Below are 17256 nucleotides of genomic sequence, written 5' to 3'. Positions count from 1 at the left end.
TTCTGTTATTTCAGATATTTTGCCACATACTGACCAGTATAGGATTCCGCTGCCTTTGCGATCTCCTCCGGTGTTCCCCGAGCAATAACCGTGCCTCCTCTGTCTCCGCCTTCCGGTCCCATATCTATAATATAATCCGCGGTTTTGATCACATCAAGGTTATGTTCGATCACAACCACAGTGTTGCCTCCCTCTGCCAGCCGTTTCAGAATATCCACCAGTTTATGGACGTCTGCAAAATGAAGACCTGTTGTAGGTTCATCCAGAATATAAATGGTCTTTCCGGTACTTCTCCGGCTCAGCTCTGAGGCAAGCTTGATACGCTGTGCTTCTCCGCCGGAAAGTTCTGTAGAGGGCTGTCCCAGACGGATATAGGAAAGCCCCACATCATAAAGTGTCTGGATCTTTCTGCGGATAGAAGGAATATTTTCAAAAAATGTAAGTGCTTCTTCCACTGTCATATTCAGAACATCATATATATTTTTGTCTTTATATTTTACTTCAAGAGTTTCACGATTATATCGTTTCCCCTTACATACTTCACAGGGAACATAGACATCCGACAAAAAGTGCATTTCGATCTTGATGATCCCGTCGCCGCTGCAGGCCTCACATCTTCCGCCTTTTACATTAAAGCTGAACCGGCCTTTTTTATATCCCCGGGCCTTTGCATCTGCTGTAGATGCAAAGAGATCTCTTATCTGATCAAAGACACCTGTATATGTGGCAGGATTCGATCTGGGCGTCCTGCCTATTGGCGACTGGTCGATACTGATCACCTTATCCAGCGCATCCAGCCCCAGTATCTCTTTATGTTTTCCCGGAATGATCCTTGCACGGTTCAGATCCCTTGCCAAGGTTTTATAAAGAACTTCATTGATCAGGGAGCTTTTTCCCGATCCGCTGACACCTGTAATACAGGTCATGATCCCCAGAGGGATATCCACATTTACATTCTTCAGATTATTTTCTGAGGCGCCCCGGATCTTCAGCCACCCTGAGGTCTTCTTTCTCTCTGACGGTACTGGAATACTGCATTTTCCGCTGAGATAAGCGCCTGTAATGGACGCTTCATTTTTCATCAGATCCTCTGCAGTTCCCATGGCGACAAGTTTTCCACCGTGTTCTCCGGCTCCCGGTCCGATATCCACCACGCAGTCTGCCGCACGCATAGTATCTTCGTCATGTTCCACTACAATAAGACTGTTTCCAAGATCTCTCAGACGCATCAGCGCTTTCAGCAGTTTGTCATTATCTCTCTGATGAAGTCCGATACTGGGTTCATCCAGGATATAGGCTACCCCTACCAGACCGGAGCCAATCTGCGTTGCAAGACGTATCCTCTGAGCCTCTCCACCGGACAGTGTAGATGTTGCTCTTCCAAGAGAAAGATAATCAAGTCCTACCTCCGCAAGAAATCCTACTCTGGCACGAATCTCCTTCAGGATCTGTCTGCCAATCAGTTCCTGCTGCTCAGTCAGTTTCAGTTCTTCAAGAAATTTTTTCAGATTTTCTATGGAAAGAGCTGTCAGCTCATAAATATTCTTATCACCGACAGTTACTGCCAGCGCTTCCTTTTTTAAACGCTGTCCTTTACATGTTTTACAGGGAGTGATCCGCATAAAAGATTCATACTCCTGTTTCATGGCATCTGATCCGGTTTCCCGGTATCTCTGTTCCACATTTTTGATCAGTCCAGGAAACGCCACGTCATAGACTCCTTCGCCTCTCTGACCTTTATAATAAACCTTTACAGAATGTCCGTCTGTGCCATGGAGCAGCACATCCTTAATCTTCTGAGGATAATCCTGAAAAGGGGTGTCCAGACTGAACTGATATTCTTTTGCAAGGGCATCCAGGATTGCTCTGGTAAAACTTCCCTTATCAGTACAGGACTGCCATCCGATCACTGCTATAGCTCCCTGCTGGATGCTCAGGGATTTGTCAGGTATCATCAGATCCTCATCAAATTCCATTTTATACCCCAGACCAAAACAATCCGGGCAGGCTCCAAATGGATTATTAAAGGAAAAGCTTCTTGGTTCGATCTCGTCGATACTGATCTGACAGTCCGGACAGGAAAAACTCTGGCTGAAAGTCAGAACATTTCCATCCATTGTATCGACCATCAGAAGACCGTCTGCAAGGTCAAGGACCGTCTCAATAGAATCTGCCAGTCTCTTCTCGATTCCCGGCTTTACCACCAGACGGTCAACAATGATTTCTATATTATGTTTGATATTTTTATCCAGTTTGATCTCTTCTGATAATTCATACAGGCTTCCATCAATCTGCACACGGACATATCCGCTTCTTTTGGCATGGTCAAGAAGCTTTGCATGCGTTCCTTTGCGCCCTCTGACTACCGGAGCAAGCAGCTGTATCCTTGTCCGTTCAGGAAGAGCCATAATATGATCCACCATCTGATCCACCGTCTGCTTTTTGATCTCTTTCCCACATTTCGGACAGTGCGGGATTCCGATCCGGGCATATAAAAGACGCATATAATCATAAATTTCTGTTACTGTACCTACAGTAGAACGCGGATTGCGGTTGGTAGATTTCTGGTCAATGGAGATTGCGGGAGGAAGTCCTTCGATCATCTCCACATCCGGTTTTTCCATCTGGCCAAGAAACTGTCTCGCATACGAAGAGAGGGATTCCATGTAACGTCTCTGTCCCTCTGCATAGATCGTGTCAAATGCCAGAGAAGATTTACCAGATCCGCTGACACCTGTGAGAACTACAAATTCATCCCTTGGAATATCTACACTCAGATTTTTCAGATTATTTACATTTGCTCCACGGATCTTGATAAACTTTTTTCCAGTGTTATGTTCAGCCATTTGTCCCTCCATTTTTCTTTCCTGTATATCAGATCACATCAGTCCTGCAGAAAATCTGCCAGGATCTGGTTACTCACATGGATCCCCTGACGGGTGAATCGCCAGAAGTCCTTATTTTTTTCCATAAGTCCCATAGATCTGTATTTTTCCAGCACTTCTCCATAAACTTCTTCTATAGGGACCTTAAAATTTTTATAAAATTCAGTTTCAGATACACCTGCTGTCATCCGAAGTCCCAGGAACATAAATTCCTCCTCCTGTTCTTTTACAGACAGCAGAATCTCATTCTTTCGTATTTTTTCCGGACAGCCGCTCCACTGCAGATACTCCTGCATATTCTCTGTATTATGAAATCGGAGTCCGGCTCTGCCGCCTTTCCACGGCATCAGAGAGGCTGCACCAAGTCCCAGCCCCAGATACTCTGTCCGTTTCCAATAGCCGGAATTATGTGCGCATATATAGCCGTCTCTGGCATAATTCGATATCTCATACTGAGCATATCCATACTCCTGAAGGATTCTGGACGTATCCTCATACATTTCATATTCTGTATCCTCATCCGGAAGATCCAGTTCTTTTTCTGCAAAAGGTGTTCCTTCCTCTATGATCAGACTGTAGGCAGAAATATGCTCCGGCTGAAGCTCAGCTACTGTTCTGAGATTATGCTCCCATCCTTTTCTGGACTGACCGGGAATTGCAAACATAAGATCCACATTGATGTTGTCAAATCCCGCCTTGCGTGCAAGCGCATAACTCTCCAGAAATTCCTCAAAGTCATGGATTCTTCCCAACATACGAAGTTCATCATTATTCACAGACTGAAGCCCCAGACTCAACCTGTTGATCCCGGATTCTCTGTAAGTCTCCAGTTTCTGCAGAGTCAGGGTTCCCGGATTCGCTTCAATGGTAACCTCTGCATGATCAGAAAAAACAAATTTCTCTTTCAGCATCTTCATGATCTCACTGATGTCTGATGCATCCAGCAGAGACGGCGTTCCTCCTCCAATAAATACTGAAACGATTTCCCGGTCGGGAGCATCCTCACTTCCCTGTATTTCCTTTAAAAGAGCCTGCACATATGATTTCTGTGTCTCCTTTCCTGCTGGTCCGGAAAGGAAATCACAGTACTCGCATTTTCTCACACAGAAAGGTATATGGACATATAACTCCAAAGGGATTCTTTCTTTATTCCTCATCTGTACTTCTTCCCTGCTTTGTCAGATATTCATTTACCATCGTAATATTTCCATTTGTTACTACAGCATCCTGATTTACCTCTTCCGGCTTAGGCGTAGGAGAAGGCTCCGGTGTAATACTGATCTTCAGAACCTGCTCTCCTGCCGGGTCTTTTTTCTTCTTTCCACAGCCGCAGCCGGACAAAAAAACACAAAGAAACAAAACGGAAAGGACTGTGATTTTTTTTGCTGTGATTTTTTTCATTTTTTTACCTTCTTTATCCATCAGGGACTGCTTACTTTTCATCAAGTTTAAGAACACTCATAAATGCCTTCTGCGGAATCTCTACATTTCCGACCTGACGCATACGTTTTTTACCTTCTTTCTGTTTTTCAAGAAGCTTCTTCTTACGGCTGATATCACCGCCATAACACTTGGCAAGTACGTCCTTGCGCATGGCTCTGACAGTCTCTCTGGCAATGATCTTGCTTCCCACTGCTGCCTGTATAGGGATCTCAAAAAGCTGTCTGGGAATTTCCTCTTTCAGCTTCTCGCACATCTTCCGCCCTCTCTCATAGGCAGTTTCTGCATGTACAATAAAGGAAAGCGCATCTACTTCTTCCTTGTTTACAAGGATATCCAGTTTGACAAGTTCACTGCGTTCATAGCCGCAAAGATCATAGTCCAGAGAAGCATAGCCTCTGGAACGTGATTTAAGGGCATCAAAAAAGTCATAAATAATCTCATTAAGAGGAAGCTTATATTTCAGAAGAGCACGGGTTTCTTCCATATAATCCATACCGATATACTGTCCGCGGCGTTCCTGGCAAAGATCCATGATCGCACCGATAAACTCTGTAGTCACCATGATCTCTGCATTAACCATAGGCTCCTCCATATATTCGATTTCAGAAGGATCCGGAAGATTAGACGGGTTTGTAAGCTCAATCATATCTCCATTTGTTTTATACACTTTATAAATAACGCCAGGAGCTGTTGTTACAAGGTCAAGATTATACTCTCTTTCCAGTCTCTCCTGAATGATTTCCAGATGGAGAAGTCCCAGAAAACCACAGCGGAAACCGAATCCAAGAGCCACTGACGTCTCCGGCTCATAGAAAAGAGAGGCATCGTTCAGCTGCAGCTTTTCCAGAGCATCTCTAAGATCTCCGTATTTTGCTCCATCCGCCGGGTAAAGTCCACAGTAGACCATAGGCTGTACTTTTTTATAGCCCGGAAGAGCTTCTGCACATGGATTTGCCACATCCGTCACTGTATCACCTACACGGGTATCACTGACATTTTTGATACTTGCTGTAAAGTACCCTACCATACCTGCGCTCAGCTCATCACATGGGATAAAACGTCCTGCGCCAAAATATCCTACTTCCACCACTTCTGCGGTAAAGCCAGTAGCCATCATCTTAACGGTAGTTCCTTTTTTTACCCTTCCGTCCATCAGCCTGCAGAATACGATAACACCTTTATAGGAGTCATAAATGGAATCAAAGATCAAAGCTTTCAGAGGAGCATCCGGATTTCCATTAGGTGCCGGTATCTTCTCCACGATCTGTTCCAGTACATCTTCGATATTTAAACCTGTCTTAGCTGAGATCTGTGGTGCATCCTGTGCTTCCAGCCCGATCACATCCTCAATCTCATTGATCACACGATCCGGCTCCGCACTTGGAAGATCAATCTTGTTGATCACAGGAAGTACATCAAGGTTATGTTCCAAAGCCAGATATACATTTGCCAGAGTCTGAGCCTCAATTCCCTGAGCAGCATCTACAACAAGGATCGCACCGTCACAGGCGGCAAGACTCCTGGACACCTCATAATTAAAATCCACATGTCCGGGGGTATCGATCAGGTTAAAAATATATTCTTCCCCATCATTTGCTCTGTATACGATACGAACCGCCTGAGATTTTATCGTGATCCCACGCTCCCGCTCCAGATCCATATTATCCAGGATCTGGGACTGCATCTCCCTCTGGGTCAGAAGTCCTGTTTTTTCAATAATACGGTCAGCCAGTGTGGACTTACCGTGGTCGATATGTGCAATAATGCAGAAATTTCGAATCTTGCTCTGATCTGTCATTCCGCAGTCTTCCTCCTCTTATTTACTATATATTTCGCTGCTGTTCTCTCCGTCACAACAGCCATGTTTTCATGGCATTCGTGCCTCATTATAGCATAGGTATCTGCATCAAGTCTATACATCCTCTCGTGTTTCCCTGTGTCCCAGCACCGTTTTCAGAGTGTTTTTTGTATCTGTTTCCATTATACAAACGTATGTTCCAGCTTTCAAGCCTGTTTTTTTATTTATGGAAAAAAATATACAATGTCCTGTTTCCAGTGAACAAAAAGAGACAGGCATCCAAAGGCACTGTACCTCTGGTCTGTCTGTCTCCTTTCATTGCAGATCAGCTTTCCATTGATGCCCCAGTCCACATCCTTACCTTTTTTCCTGAGACATTAATCTTGCTCCGCCATAAATTCCTGCCTCACTTCCCAGTGAAGCCAGCCGGAATTCTACATTTTCGCATGGAGGATAAGCATATTTATGGTAATATTTTTCAACATAATCTAAAATAATATTCCCGGCCCTGGATACACCACCGCCAATAACAATTCGCTCTGGATTTATAATACAGGCACTTGCCGCCAAAGCCTTTCCAAGATAATATCCGAACTTCTCCGCAATCCGAACTGCCAGCAGATCCTGTTTACGGACTGCATCAAATACAATGCGTGCAGACATCTCCTGTCCGCGCAGAATAGAATCTTCTGAAGAATTTTTCATAATCTGATTTCCCAGCCAGCAGATACCTGTAGCTGAGGCAAACTGCTCCAGACATCCATATTTTCCACAATTGCATTGTTTTTCCATATGATCTTCCACATGCATATGGCCTATTTCTCCTGCTGCTCCAGATACCCCGGAAAGTATTTTATCATCAATCACTATACCACAGCCGATTCCGGTTCCTAATGTAACAAAAAGCATGCTGTGACAATTTTTTCCGCTTCCTTTCCATATTTCTCCCAACGCAGCCAGATTTGCGTCATTCTCTACTTTTATTGGGATTCCGGTAAGCCTTTTCAGGTCTTCGGCGACCGCTATCCTGTCCCATCCAAGATTTTCAGCATGCAAAACAGTTCCATCTTCTATTACCAGACCTGGTACCCCCACCCCTGCTCCGGCAATTTGTTCTCTTTCAAATCCCCATATTCTCAAATTCTTTTCCAGAGAAGACGCTATATCTTCCAGAATATTTTTTCCGCATTCCTGTGTTCGTGTTGGAATGCTCCATTTTCTCAGAAGCATTCCCTCCATATCAAATAGTCCAAATTTCACTGAGGTGCCGCCTATATCAATTCCCAAACACCACTTTTTCATTACGCACCTCCCTCTGCCTTCTGATTCTGATCAGGCTTTTTCTTTTTTCTGAAGCAGAACTGCTATAATAATAATCGCTCCTTTAAATGCCTCCCGCAAAAATGGCGGAACGCCCCACAGATTCAAGAGATTATTCATGATCGCAATTGTCATAACACCCATGACTGTTCCCTGAATACTTCCTTTTCCTCCGGAAAAGCTTGTACCTCCCACTACTACAGATGCAATAGCATCCAATTCATATCCGGCACCTGCATTGGCATAATCCATAGAGCCGATACGTGCGATTGTCAGAGTTGCCGTTAATGCTACAAGGAATCCCATGAGAATATAAACTTTACATTTTACTTTATTTACATTCACACCAGAAAGCCGTGCAGTACGTTCATTACTTCCAACTGCATATACCTGTCGTCCAAAAACTGTTTTCTGTGCTACAATATAAAGAATAACTGCCGTAATGATCCAATATACAATCGGAAGTATCATGTAACCTCCAATCTCTACGTTTGCCAGCTTACAGAACGGTGCAGGAACCTTCGGATTCACACTCTGCATAAAATGCTGAGTGACAGAGCGAAAAATTTTCTGCGTTCCTAAAGTAACAATAAAAGGCGGAATCATTCCCCATGATGCAAGTGATCCTGTAAATCCGCCCAGTACAAGACCAACAAGAATCCCAACTGCAATTGCAATCAGATATGCCGGTACTCCGGTGATTCCAAATCTTGAGAGTGTTCCAATGGTGTTGGCATCCATGATCACCATCATAACTGCACCAACTGCTACAAGTGTAGAACCAACTGCAAGATCAATGCCTCCGGAAATAATAACAAATGTCATACCAAGAGAAATAATTCCAATACCTGCATTATTTCTCAATACATTTGTAAAGTTCCTGATCCAGAGTTCTACGCATTCTCCAAAGCTTCCGCACGCAGAATAATTTAATGCCAGAGTCTGAAGAACAACCATAAAAAGTAATACCAGACCAATGCTGAATAAAGAATTATTTTTCCACTGACCCACCAGCCAGCTCAGGACATTTTTATTTTGTTTTTCTTTACCGTTCATTACTTACCCTCCTGATTATTTGTGCCCGCCGGTTGCAAGCCTCATAATAGTTTCTTCTTTCATTTCATCTCCATGAAGCTCGTCCTGGATTGTACCATGATACATAACCACTGCCCTGCTGCAGATTCGTATGATCTCCTGAGCCTCACTGGAAAGAATCACAACTGCAATCCCCTGTTTTGCAAGTTCCAGGATGATATTATAAATATCTTCTTTTGCTCCTACATCCACACCCTGAGTAGGATTGTCCAGGATCAATACCTTAGGATTTGCCATCAGCCATTTCGCCAGCACCACTTTTTGTTGATTTCCGCCGGAAAGACTTCCGATCAGATCCGTACCTTTTCCCAGCTTGATCCTGAGATTTTCTACAAACCCGTCAAATTCTCTCTTTTGTCTGATTTTGTCTATAATTCCATAACGCGTCATTTTAGGAAGTACTGCGATCGACGCGTTTTCCATAATATTCATATCCTTTATAATGCCATTTTCTTTACGATCTCTGGGAACATATCCGATTCCCTGATCCATAGCCTGCTGTACACTGGAAATCCTGCATTCCTGTCCTTCTACAAATATACGTCCGCTATATTCCGGCATACATCCGAATACTGTCTGGAACACTTCTGTTCTTCCATCACCCAGAAGACCTGTTACTCCAAGGATTTCCCCTTTATGTACTGCTAAAGAAATGTCTTTAAACTTCTTATCTAAAGACAAATTTTCCAATCTTAATACCTCTTCCCCATATTCCTGCTGCTGACGAAGAGATTCTGTCCTTACTTCATGCCCCACCATAAACTTTGCCAGTTCATTGATACTGGTATCGCTTACATTTCCATGTGCCACCATCTGACCATCCCGCAAAACGGTATAACGATCACAGAATTCCATAACCTCTCGTAGTTTATGTGAAATAAATACAATTCCTACTCCCTGTTTTTTTAGAGTCCGCATCATAGTAAATACATGCTCAATCTCCGGCTCTGTCAGAGATGTAGTTGGTTCATCCATAATGATCAGCTTTGCATTCATCATTAATGCTCGTGCAATCTCTACAATCTGTTTATAAGATGCATCCAGGTCTCTGACCATTGTTTTCGGATCAATCTCTACTTCTATTCGTTCAAATACTTTCCTTGTCTCCTCGCACATTGCCTCAATATCCAGAAGACCATTTTTCTTTTTAATTTCTCTGCTGATAAACATATTTTCATATACAGCAAGATCATTGATCAGGTTCAGCTCCTGATGAATAAACCCAACACCTGCATTCAAGGAATCCAGCGGAGTCGCAAATTCAACCAGCCTGTCATCAATGGAAATCGTTCCCTGATCTGCTTTCAGAACGCCACCAAGTATATTCATAAGTGTGGATTTTCCTGCTCCATTTTCACCTAACAGCGCGCAGATTTCACCACCGGAAAGCGTAAAATCAATTCCCTGCAGTACATTATTTGCGCCAAAAGATTTTGTAATCCCTTTCATCTTCAGATTCATATCTGACCTCCAGCTTTCCTTTCAAACAAGGCTGCCGTATACACGGCAGCCCTTCCAAATTTCATCATACTTATCAGTATGGAGAAGATGGATCAAGAAATTCTTCATAATTTTCTTTATCTACAATCGTTGTTGGAATAATCAGTTTCTCTTCCACTGTTTCACCGTCCAGAAGCTGTACAGCCTCATCTACAGCAGTTTCAACCATTGCAGGAGAATAAGTAGCAGAAGCTACATTAATATTCTCATATTCCGGCATCATATTAAAATATTCCTGGCATCCGCCACCGCCTGTGATAACTTTGATATCGTCTCTTCCAGCTTCCTGGATTGCCTGCAGAACACCGATGGATGTTTCATCATCCAGGGAATATACTGCGTCAATTTTTGGATTATTTACAAGAACATCCGCAAAATCGGCGAGACCAGCTTCACGGGTAAACTCTGTTGCATACTCGATCACTTCCCAGTTCTGGTCAATTTTTTCCATCTGCTCATAAAATCCTTCCATACGAAGATCGTTTACAGATCCTGCTGTAGGCACTGTCAGAGCGATGACTGTTCCGTCCGGGCCGATCTTATCAAGAATATAATTTGCTCCCTGTACACCCATATCCTTATTATCACCAGTTACCAGATAATAACCTTCAAGATCGAATTCAAGGTCAAAACATACCAGAGGAATGTCTGCATCAAGAATTTTCTGGAGCGGGGCTTCCATGCCGTCCCACTGTGGATATGCTACAATAGCATCCACATTCTGGGTAAGAAGGTCGTCAAGGTCTGCTGTCATATCTTCTGCATTTCCACTTGTTGCAATAATAAAGTCTTTGATCTTTCCTTCTTCTTTTAATTCTTCGCAGCGTTTTTCTGCATGGTATGCTACTGCCGCAACCCATCCATGGGTTACTTCCGGTGCCAGTACACCGATCACGTACTCACTGGTCTCTTCTGCCGCTGAAACAGTTACTGCTGTTCCAGAAAGAGATCCTGCTGCTAACCCCAGTGCCAATACCATTGCCAATCTTTTTTTCATGTTGATTCTCCTTTCACATGTACATTTTATAACTAAAGCACCCTTGCTTATAGTTTCTTATTTATTTCCTCCAAATATCCCAGTACCCCCAGTATCTGATCATATTGGATCATATCCGAATCTTTGTCGTTTTGCAGACATTCTACAAAATGCTCCAGTTCTTCAAGATAAACTCCGGTTGGAGGAATATTGATTCCGGTTGGAATTTTTCGTTTCTCTGATGTATCCAGTATTTGCGGCTCTTTTCCCTCCGGATAAAGAATTGCCTTTCCCTCTCTGGATTCCAGAACTCCATGCTCAAAGCATACACGATAGCCTGCTGACCACGGATAATCTCCATTGAACCACGAAGCTTCCGCACAGATATTTATTTTCTGTCCATTATACTCAAATTCATAAAGAAACCGATACTGCTGCGGCATACCGTCTTTTCCTGACCAGGAACTGGTACAATACTGTTTTTCAGGAAGTCCCAATATACTGACCAGAAAATCCAGATCATGGATATGAAGATCAAATGGAAGAAGCCCACTTTTTGTTTTATCTGTCAGCCACCCTCCACTTGTCCATTTCGGCTTTGCAGATAATCTCCAAAAATAACCGTCCAGCATTTTTCCACAAGTCTGTTCTTCAATAACTCGTTTCAGCACTTTATATTCCGGAAAAAACCGAAGGACCTGTCCCACATACAAATGATGTCCGTATTTTTTTGCAGTATTGATCAGTTCTTCTCCCTCTGCTCTGGTAAGAGACAGAGGCTTTTCACAGATCACGCTGCAGTATTTCAATGCCTCTTTTGCCTGTGTATAGTGAAGAAATGTAGGAGTACATATATCTACAACATCTAAATGTTCGCTTTGTATCATTTCTGTAATATCGGAATAATCATTTACTCCCCATTTTTCAGCTTTTTCTCTGTTTCCACAGACTGCTGCAACCTGACATTCCTCTATATATTGGTAATTTGTATAATGCACAGTGCCCATACCGCCTGTACCAACAATGCCCACACGTATCATAGCTGCATCACCACCTACATCAAAGTGTGAAGATATCTATATGCTATGCCTATTCCTGCAAGAGTATCTTCTATGGAACCCTCAAATGCACGGTCTTCACATTCCAGACAGGCAGAACCTCTATATCCGATTTCGTGCAGCCGGGTGATCAATTTTGGAAAATCCACATCTCCATAGCCAGGAAGTTTCGGTGTGTGCCAGAGTCCGGGATAAGAAAATCTTCCATACTCCTCCACTTTTTCCTGATCAATCTGAAGATCTTTAAAATGAATATGAAAAATACGATCTGCAAAATCCACCACAGGCTTCCACACATTCATTCCCTGCAGGATCATATGAGACGGATCAAAGCACAAGCCAATATTCGGTCCCATTGCAAACATTCTTCTCCATACCTGAGGACTAACAGCCAGATTATTGCCTCCCGGCCACTCATCCTTTGTAAAATACATTGGACAGTTTTCAATGGCTATTCTCACACCCCGTTCCTGTGCATATTTAAGAAGATGAGGCCATATTTCTTCCATCAAATCCAGATTTTCTTCTACTGTTTTTGTTTTATCTTTACCAATAAACGTAGTAACCAGATTTACCTTCATTAACGCTGCTGCTTCAATAACTTTTTTTAAATGCTCTCTGGACTTCTCTGCTGTCTCTGTATTATCCGACAGAGGATTCGGGAAGTAAGCCAGCGCTGCTATCTCAATTCCTTTTTCTTCAGCATAATCCAGATATTTCTTTGCACTTTCTTCTGTCATTCCATCTACATCAATGTGCGATACTCCTGCATATCTGCGTGATGCCTTTTCTTTTGGCCAACAGCACACCTCGAGAGACTGAAATCCTGTCTCGGCTGCAAAATCCACTACCTGCTCAAACGTATAGTCAGCAAGAATCGCCGTATGTAAACCAAGCTTCATCATATTTTTCATCCCCCTGTATTCAGATTTTTACCCAGGCACGTTTCTGCGCGGATTCATAAACTTTTTCGTTCAGAATCATCTCCCTCAGTCCATCCTCAAAACCGGCAAAATCTTTTTTGGATGTATCCTTATTTCTTACTGCATGATAAAATTTATCAAACTGAGCTTTAAATGTATCCGGAAATCCTTCCACATGACCTCCTGGATATCCAATCACACCACAAGCCTCTTCTGATAAAATAGAAGGATCTTTCGGTGCCTTCTGATTAAAGGTTTCCCGTCGTCCGATCCAGAGTTCCTGAGAATCTTCACTGTCCCAATGAAGAGCGCACTTACTTCCGCTGATAGAAATAATCTGCTGATTCTTACGTCCTGCAGTTACCTGGCTGACATTCACGCTTCCGATCGCTCCGTTTTCAAAGCGGAAAAGAATACTGCACCAGTCCTCAGTTTCAATGGGAACATCCTCATAATCTTCTGGTCGAAGCGCCATTCCAGAAAAAGTAGCCACTTCTTTTAAAGGCTTCTTTCTGGTCTTGTGCATAATTTCAAATTCGGCAAGAAGCTCTACTGCTCTCTGACCAGTTATATCCTCAACCATGTCGATCCAGTGCGTACCTATATCAGAAAATGCTCTTGTCTTTCCTGACATTTTAGGATCCAGTCTCCAGCTCCAGTCACTTTCCAGAAACAGCCAGTCCTGCAGATAGCTGCCTGTGACTGCATAAATATCACCAACTTCTCCGTTTCTTACCATCGCTTTCATCTGTTGAACCTGCGGATTCATTCGCAAAGAATGATTCACTCCTGTAACAATATGGTGCTCTTTTGCATACGAACAAAGTTTTTCTGCTTCTTCCACTGTCATAGTGAATGGTTTCTCCAGCATAACACTCAATCCATGCTCCATAGCATACATTGCCATTTCAAAATGAGTATGATTTGGTGTACAGATATGAACTGCATCTAAATTCTCTTTCTGGATCATTTCCCGATAATCATCATATCCATGAGCTACATAAAGTGCTTCTGCTTTTTCCGCTCCACCGCCTGCATCTGCCACTGCAGCAACATCTATATAACCCAATCTTCGCAATGCTTCTACATGTGCAGTTCCAATAAAGCCAATTCCTATTACCCCAACTCTTAACTTCTTCATTACCTTCTCCTTTTTATACTGATTTTAATTTTACAGTTCGAATCCTGCCTGCTGAAGATAAAGTGCAGATTTCTTTACTGCCTCATCAATCTCTTTCAAATCTCTTGGACCTTTTTTGGTAAATTCAATTTCTATTGAAAACGGACATCTATTTTCATTTTCTTTAAGAATCTTAAAAATCTCCGAAAAATCAATCTCGCCCTCTCCCAGCGCCGGAAAATTCCATTCTTTCTGCTGTCCGGCTTTATCTTTCAGATGCATATATGCCACCTGGTCTGCACAATTTTTCAGATCATCTGCCACATTGACCCCACCATAAAAAATCGCATTAGCTGTATCATAATTGATCTTTACTCTGGGATTTCCCACAAGATTTACAATTTCTTTCAGAATATTTCCGTTTCCGTGCTCCCCATGCACTTCCAGAACAAGAGTCATATCAAACTCTTCCAAATAAGGAATAAAATCAGAAATATGCTGTGCAACCGTCTCATTGGAAGCTACTGCCTGATCCTTCAGATGAGCCTCTCCTACAGAAGAAACAATGTAATCACATCCAAAAAAAGCAGCCAGCTTAATATTTTCAATAAAGTCCTCCATTCGTTCTCTATCCATAAGATTACAATGTCCGCTCATGGCAAATGGAGTCATGTTATACTCTTTTAAGAGTTTTTTTACTTCCAGAAGCCTGTGAAATGACTGATCCGGAAATACATGTTCTGTCCATCCTTTTGTAGCTGTCAGCTCTATATAATGAAATCCTGCCGCAGAAGCACCTCTGATAGCCTCCTCAATGGAATATCCATGGTAACAATTGGAATTTACTCCTATGATTCTTTTCATTTTTTTGATCCCCCATTTTAATCATTTGGATTTACCCTTATGGTAACATTCCCCAGTTTTGCACTTTTCTCAATAGAATGTCTTACGCACTCCTGTATCATTCCCTGAGCACAGCAGGTACTGTCTGTATTGATCTGCAGTCTGGGAAGTACATCCTTCGGAAAATATGGACGAATCCTTTCTTCTATTATTTCAAGAGCCGCCTTGTCAATATATTTTCCCTGTATCACAACAATTTCAGGTGCTGTAATACAGCCTACACTGACAATGCCTTTTGCAATAAGATCATAATACTTTTCCAACAATTTCTTACTTCCAGGGTTCATCTGAATTTCCTTCTGAAGTTCCATTACACAATTTTCATAATCTCCACGACCGTTTATCGGTTCATGACTGCTGTTCAGATCATCATGAAAGATCAGAAAACCCAACTCTCCTGAAAAGCTGTCTTTCCCTCTGTGAAGTCTTCCATCTATAATAATCCCGGCACTAAGAGCATCCTCCGCATAAATATATACCATATCCGAATACTGCCCCTGAAGTTTACTTTCATAATATCCAAGAGTCATCATCCTGGTATCATTTTCTACAAAAACATCAATACCAAACCGTTTCTGCAGTTCCTCCTGAAGATTGTATTTTTCCCACTCCGGAATCTCCGGAATATGTTTTATAAGTCCGCTGCTTCTTACCACACCAGGAACTGTGATACCGATAGAAAGAACCGTACCTTCTACCTTTGCAATCAGTTCTTTGATGCATTCGCATAAAAAATCCAGATGGTTTTGTTCATATTCCTTATGATAAACATATCTTTTTTCATACCGTATCTCTCCGGTGAGATCTACAAGAGCCGCCGAAAAACCGCCTGATTCATATAAAAGCAAAATCGTGTTATGGGAACGGTCCGCCTCATATTTTACAGCTTTCCGTCCTACACCCTCACCACTTCTTCCAGTTTCCCGGATCCACCCCTCTTTTAAAAGGATATTGACCCGTTTGGTGACTGTCGGGAGACTTAGTGCTGTCTGTTCTGCAATTTCAGGTTTTGAAATGGGGCCTGATTTATAAATTAAATCCCGTACAATGTCCGTATTTAAATTTTTTAGTAATCTTGGCTGACCTAATAACATCTATGCCCTATCTCCATTTCATATTTTTAGCAGAATTTCCATATTTCTTTATTCCCCCAGAAAAAGTTCGATGGGATATTTTACTTTTGGCGGATTTTCCAGTGGAAGTTTTACTTTTTTACCTGTTCCGGCAGATATATAAGCCGCATAAATCATTTCAAGCACTGCTCGCCCATCTTCACCTGTGACTGCAGGTGTCTTGTCTTCTCTGATACACTCTATAAAATGAGAAAGCTCCTGAGGATATCCCTGGTTAAATGCTTCCTCAAAAATAGTAAATGTCCATCCCTGAGTGAAACCAGCTTTTTCCATTGCATATCCATAACCGTCTTTACTGTATGTCAATGCAGAATTTCCTCTGAACAGATCTGCATAGGAGACTCCTTTGTTTCCATACACCTCGATCCTGTCATCCATTCCACCCGGTTTTGCCCAGCTGTCTTCTGCTATTCCCATCACACCATTATCAAACTCTACGATCGTAATTGTATTATCATCACAGTCTGTTATTTCTTTATGAAATACTGTTTTCATATCTGAATAAACACTGACTGCCTGGGCTTTTCCTGTCATCCACCGAAACCATGCCAGCGCGTGACATCCCATATCCATCATTACACCGCCGCCGGATGTTTCTTTGTTATAAAACCAGGGGCTGTGAGGACCATCATGTTTTTCTGCCTGCTTCAGCATATATAGATCACCCACTGCTCCTGCATTTACCATTTCACGAACCCTCTCATATTTAGGAGCAAAACATAACTCTTCCGCATACATAAGCTTCCTCCCACGGCTTTTGCATACCTGTATCATTTCATCAGCCTGCTCCAGTGTCATCGCAAGAGGTTTCTCAACAATTACATGTTTCATGGCAAATGCTGCTTTTAAACACATTTCATGATGTAGGTAATTAGGGAGACAAATGTCTACAACTTCTGCATCTTCTTTTTCCAGAAGTTCGTCTATATTATTATATGCTGCCGGAATTTTATACTGCCGTGCAAATTCTCTGGCTTTTTCCAGATTTCTTCCATAAACAGCCACAATCTCTGTATCATGCACGAAACGCTGGTAACTTTCCATATGAATGTGTGCAATAAAACCTGTTCCTAATAATATAACTTTTGTTTTTTCCATTTGT

The 17256-nt window shown here is 42.4% G+C and carries 14 protein-coding genes; all 14 read right to left on the bottom strand.

All coding sequences use genetic code 11. From position 1 onward, the window contains the following. Positions 1 to 5: 5 nt before the first annotated feature. Positions 6 to 2846: an excinuclease ABC subunit UvrA gene (gene uvrA, locus RDS42_RS02375; RefSeq protein ID WP_308782189.1), complete on the bottom strand. Its 2841-nt coding sequence runs from the start codon at positions 2844 to 2846 to the stop codon at positions 6 to 8. A 38-nt stretch (positions 2847 to 2884) separates the two neighbouring features. Continuing rightward, positions 2885 to 4042 (bottom strand): radical SAM family heme chaperone HemW, encoded by a 1158-nt coding sequence (gene hemW, locus RDS42_RS02370; RefSeq protein ID WP_308782188.1) that lies wholly within the window; start codon positions 4040 to 4042, stop codon positions 2885 to 2887. Then, the gene (locus tag RDS42_RS02365; RefSeq protein WP_308782187.1) at positions 4032 to 4286 is read right to left on the bottom strand and encodes a hypothetical protein; all 255 of its coding nucleotides are present in this window, start codon (positions 4284 to 4286) and stop codon (positions 4032 to 4034) included. The genes hemW and RDS42_RS02365 overlap by 11 nt, the downstream gene beginning before the upstream one ends. Before the next feature lie 31 nt (positions 4287 to 4317). After that, a complete protein-coding gene (lepA, locus tag RDS42_RS02360) occupies positions 4318 to 6126 on the bottom strand; it encodes a translation elongation factor 4 (protein WP_308782186.1) in 1809 nt (602 codons plus the stop codon). Between the two features lie 357 nt (positions 6127 to 6483). Continuing rightward, complete coding sequence (locus RDS42_RS02355) at positions 6484 to 7428, bottom strand: ROK family protein (protein WP_308782185.1); 945 nt, start codon at positions 7426 to 7428, stop codon at positions 6484 to 6486. A gap of 30 nt (positions 7429 to 7458) precedes the next feature. Next, complete coding sequence (locus RDS42_RS02350) at positions 7459 to 8502, bottom strand: ABC transporter permease (RefSeq protein WP_308782184.1); 1044 nt, start codon at positions 8500 to 8502, stop codon at positions 7459 to 7461. A 15-nt stretch (positions 8503 to 8517) separates the two neighbouring features. Beyond that, positions 8518 to 10002 (bottom strand): sugar ABC transporter ATP-binding protein, encoded by a 1485-nt coding sequence (locus tag RDS42_RS02345; protein WP_308782183.1) that lies wholly within the window; start codon positions 10000 to 10002, stop codon positions 8518 to 8520. A gap of 73 nt (positions 10003 to 10075) precedes the next feature. Beyond that, a complete protein-coding gene (locus RDS42_RS02340) occupies positions 10076 to 11038 on the bottom strand; it encodes an ABC transporter substrate-binding protein (RefSeq protein WP_308782182.1) in 963 nt (320 codons plus the stop codon). Positions 11039 to 11085: 47 nt separating this feature from the next. Continuing rightward, complete coding sequence (locus RDS42_RS02335; protein ID WP_308782181.1) at positions 11086 to 12057, bottom strand: Gfo/Idh/MocA family oxidoreductase; 972 nt, start codon at positions 12055 to 12057, stop codon at positions 11086 to 11088. Between the two features lie 14 nt (positions 12058 to 12071). Next, positions 12072 to 12980, bottom strand: a complete 909-nt coding sequence (locus RDS42_RS02330) for a sugar phosphate isomerase/epimerase family protein (protein WP_308782180.1) — start codon at positions 12978 to 12980, stop codon at positions 12072 to 12074. A 19-nt stretch (positions 12981 to 12999) separates the two neighbouring features. Beyond that, positions 13000 to 14139, bottom strand: coding sequence for a Gfo/Idh/MocA family oxidoreductase (locus RDS42_RS02325; RefSeq protein ID WP_308782179.1), 1140 nt, complete (start codon positions 14137 to 14139; stop codon positions 13000 to 13002). Between the two features lie 30 nt (positions 14140 to 14169). Beyond that, the gene (locus RDS42_RS02320) at positions 14170 to 14982 is read right to left on the bottom strand and encodes a sugar phosphate isomerase/epimerase family protein (protein WP_308782178.1); all 813 of its coding nucleotides are present in this window, start codon (positions 14980 to 14982) and stop codon (positions 14170 to 14172) included. 17 nt (positions 14983 to 14999) lie between these two features. After that, entirely contained in the window at positions 15000 to 16115 is a 1116-nt protein-coding gene (locus tag RDS42_RS02315; protein ID WP_308782177.1) for an ROK family transcriptional regulator, read from the bottom strand. Between the two features lie 48 nt (positions 16116 to 16163). Continuing rightward, positions 16164 to 17256 (bottom strand): Gfo/Idh/MocA family oxidoreductase (locus RDS42_RS02310; protein WP_308782176.1); only part of this gene is annotated, 1093 nt, incomplete at its 5' end.

The sequence above is a fragment of the uncultured Blautia sp. genome, assembly GCF_902497045.1.
Taxonomy (GTDB): domain Bacteria; phylum Bacillota; class Clostridia; order Lachnospirales; family Lachnospiraceae; genus Blautia_A.
The sequence above is the reverse complement of the archived record's forward strand: the minus strand, read 5'-3'. Positions and strand labels throughout refer to the sequence as shown.

Coding starts and splice junctions, on each gene's coding strand:
- hemW (WP_308782188.1), bottom strand. CDS start 4,042: ATGAGGAATAAAGAAAGAATCCCTTTGGAGTTATATGTCCATATACCT.
- RDS42_RS02315 (WP_308782177.1), bottom strand. CDS start 16,115: ATGTTATTAGGTCAGCCAAGATTACTAAAAAATTTAAATACGGACATT.
- RDS42_RS02335 (WP_308782181.1), bottom strand. CDS start 12,057: ATGATACGTGTGGGCATTGTTGGTACAGGCGGTATGGGCACTGTGCAT.
- RDS42_RS02320 (WP_308782178.1), bottom strand. CDS start 14,982: ATGAAAAGAATCATAGGAGTAAATTCCAATTGTTACCATGGATATTCC.
- lepA (WP_308782186.1), bottom strand. CDS start 6,126: ATGACAGATCAGAGCAAGATTCGAAATTTCTGCATTATTGCACATATC.
- RDS42_RS02345 (WP_308782183.1), bottom strand. CDS start 10,002: ATGAATCTGAAGATGAAAGGGATTACAAAATCTTTTGGCGCAAATAAT.
- RDS42_RS02330 (WP_308782180.1), bottom strand. CDS start 12,980: ATGATGAAGCTTGGTTTACATACGGCGATTCTTGCTGACTATACGTTT.
- uvrA (WP_308782189.1), bottom strand. CDS start 2,846: ATGGCTGAACATAACACTGGAAAAAAGTTTATCAAGATCCGTGGAGCA.
- RDS42_RS02365 (WP_308782187.1), bottom strand. CDS start 4,286: ATGAAAAAAATCACAGCAAAAAAAATCACAGTCCTTTCCGTTTTGTTT.
- RDS42_RS02355 (WP_308782185.1), bottom strand. CDS start 7,428: ATGAAAAAGTGGTGTTTGGGAATTGATATAGGCGGCACCTCAGTGAAA.
- RDS42_RS02325 (WP_308782179.1), bottom strand. CDS start 14,139: ATGAAGAAGTTAAGAGTTGGGGTAATAGGAATTGGCTTTATTGGAACT.
- RDS42_RS02340 (WP_308782182.1), bottom strand. CDS start 11,038: ATGAAAAAAAGATTGGCAATGGTATTGGCACTGGGGTTAGCAGCAGGA.
- RDS42_RS02350 (WP_308782184.1), bottom strand. CDS start 8,502: ATGAACGGTAAAGAAAAACAAAATAAAAATGTCCTGAGCTGGCTGGTG.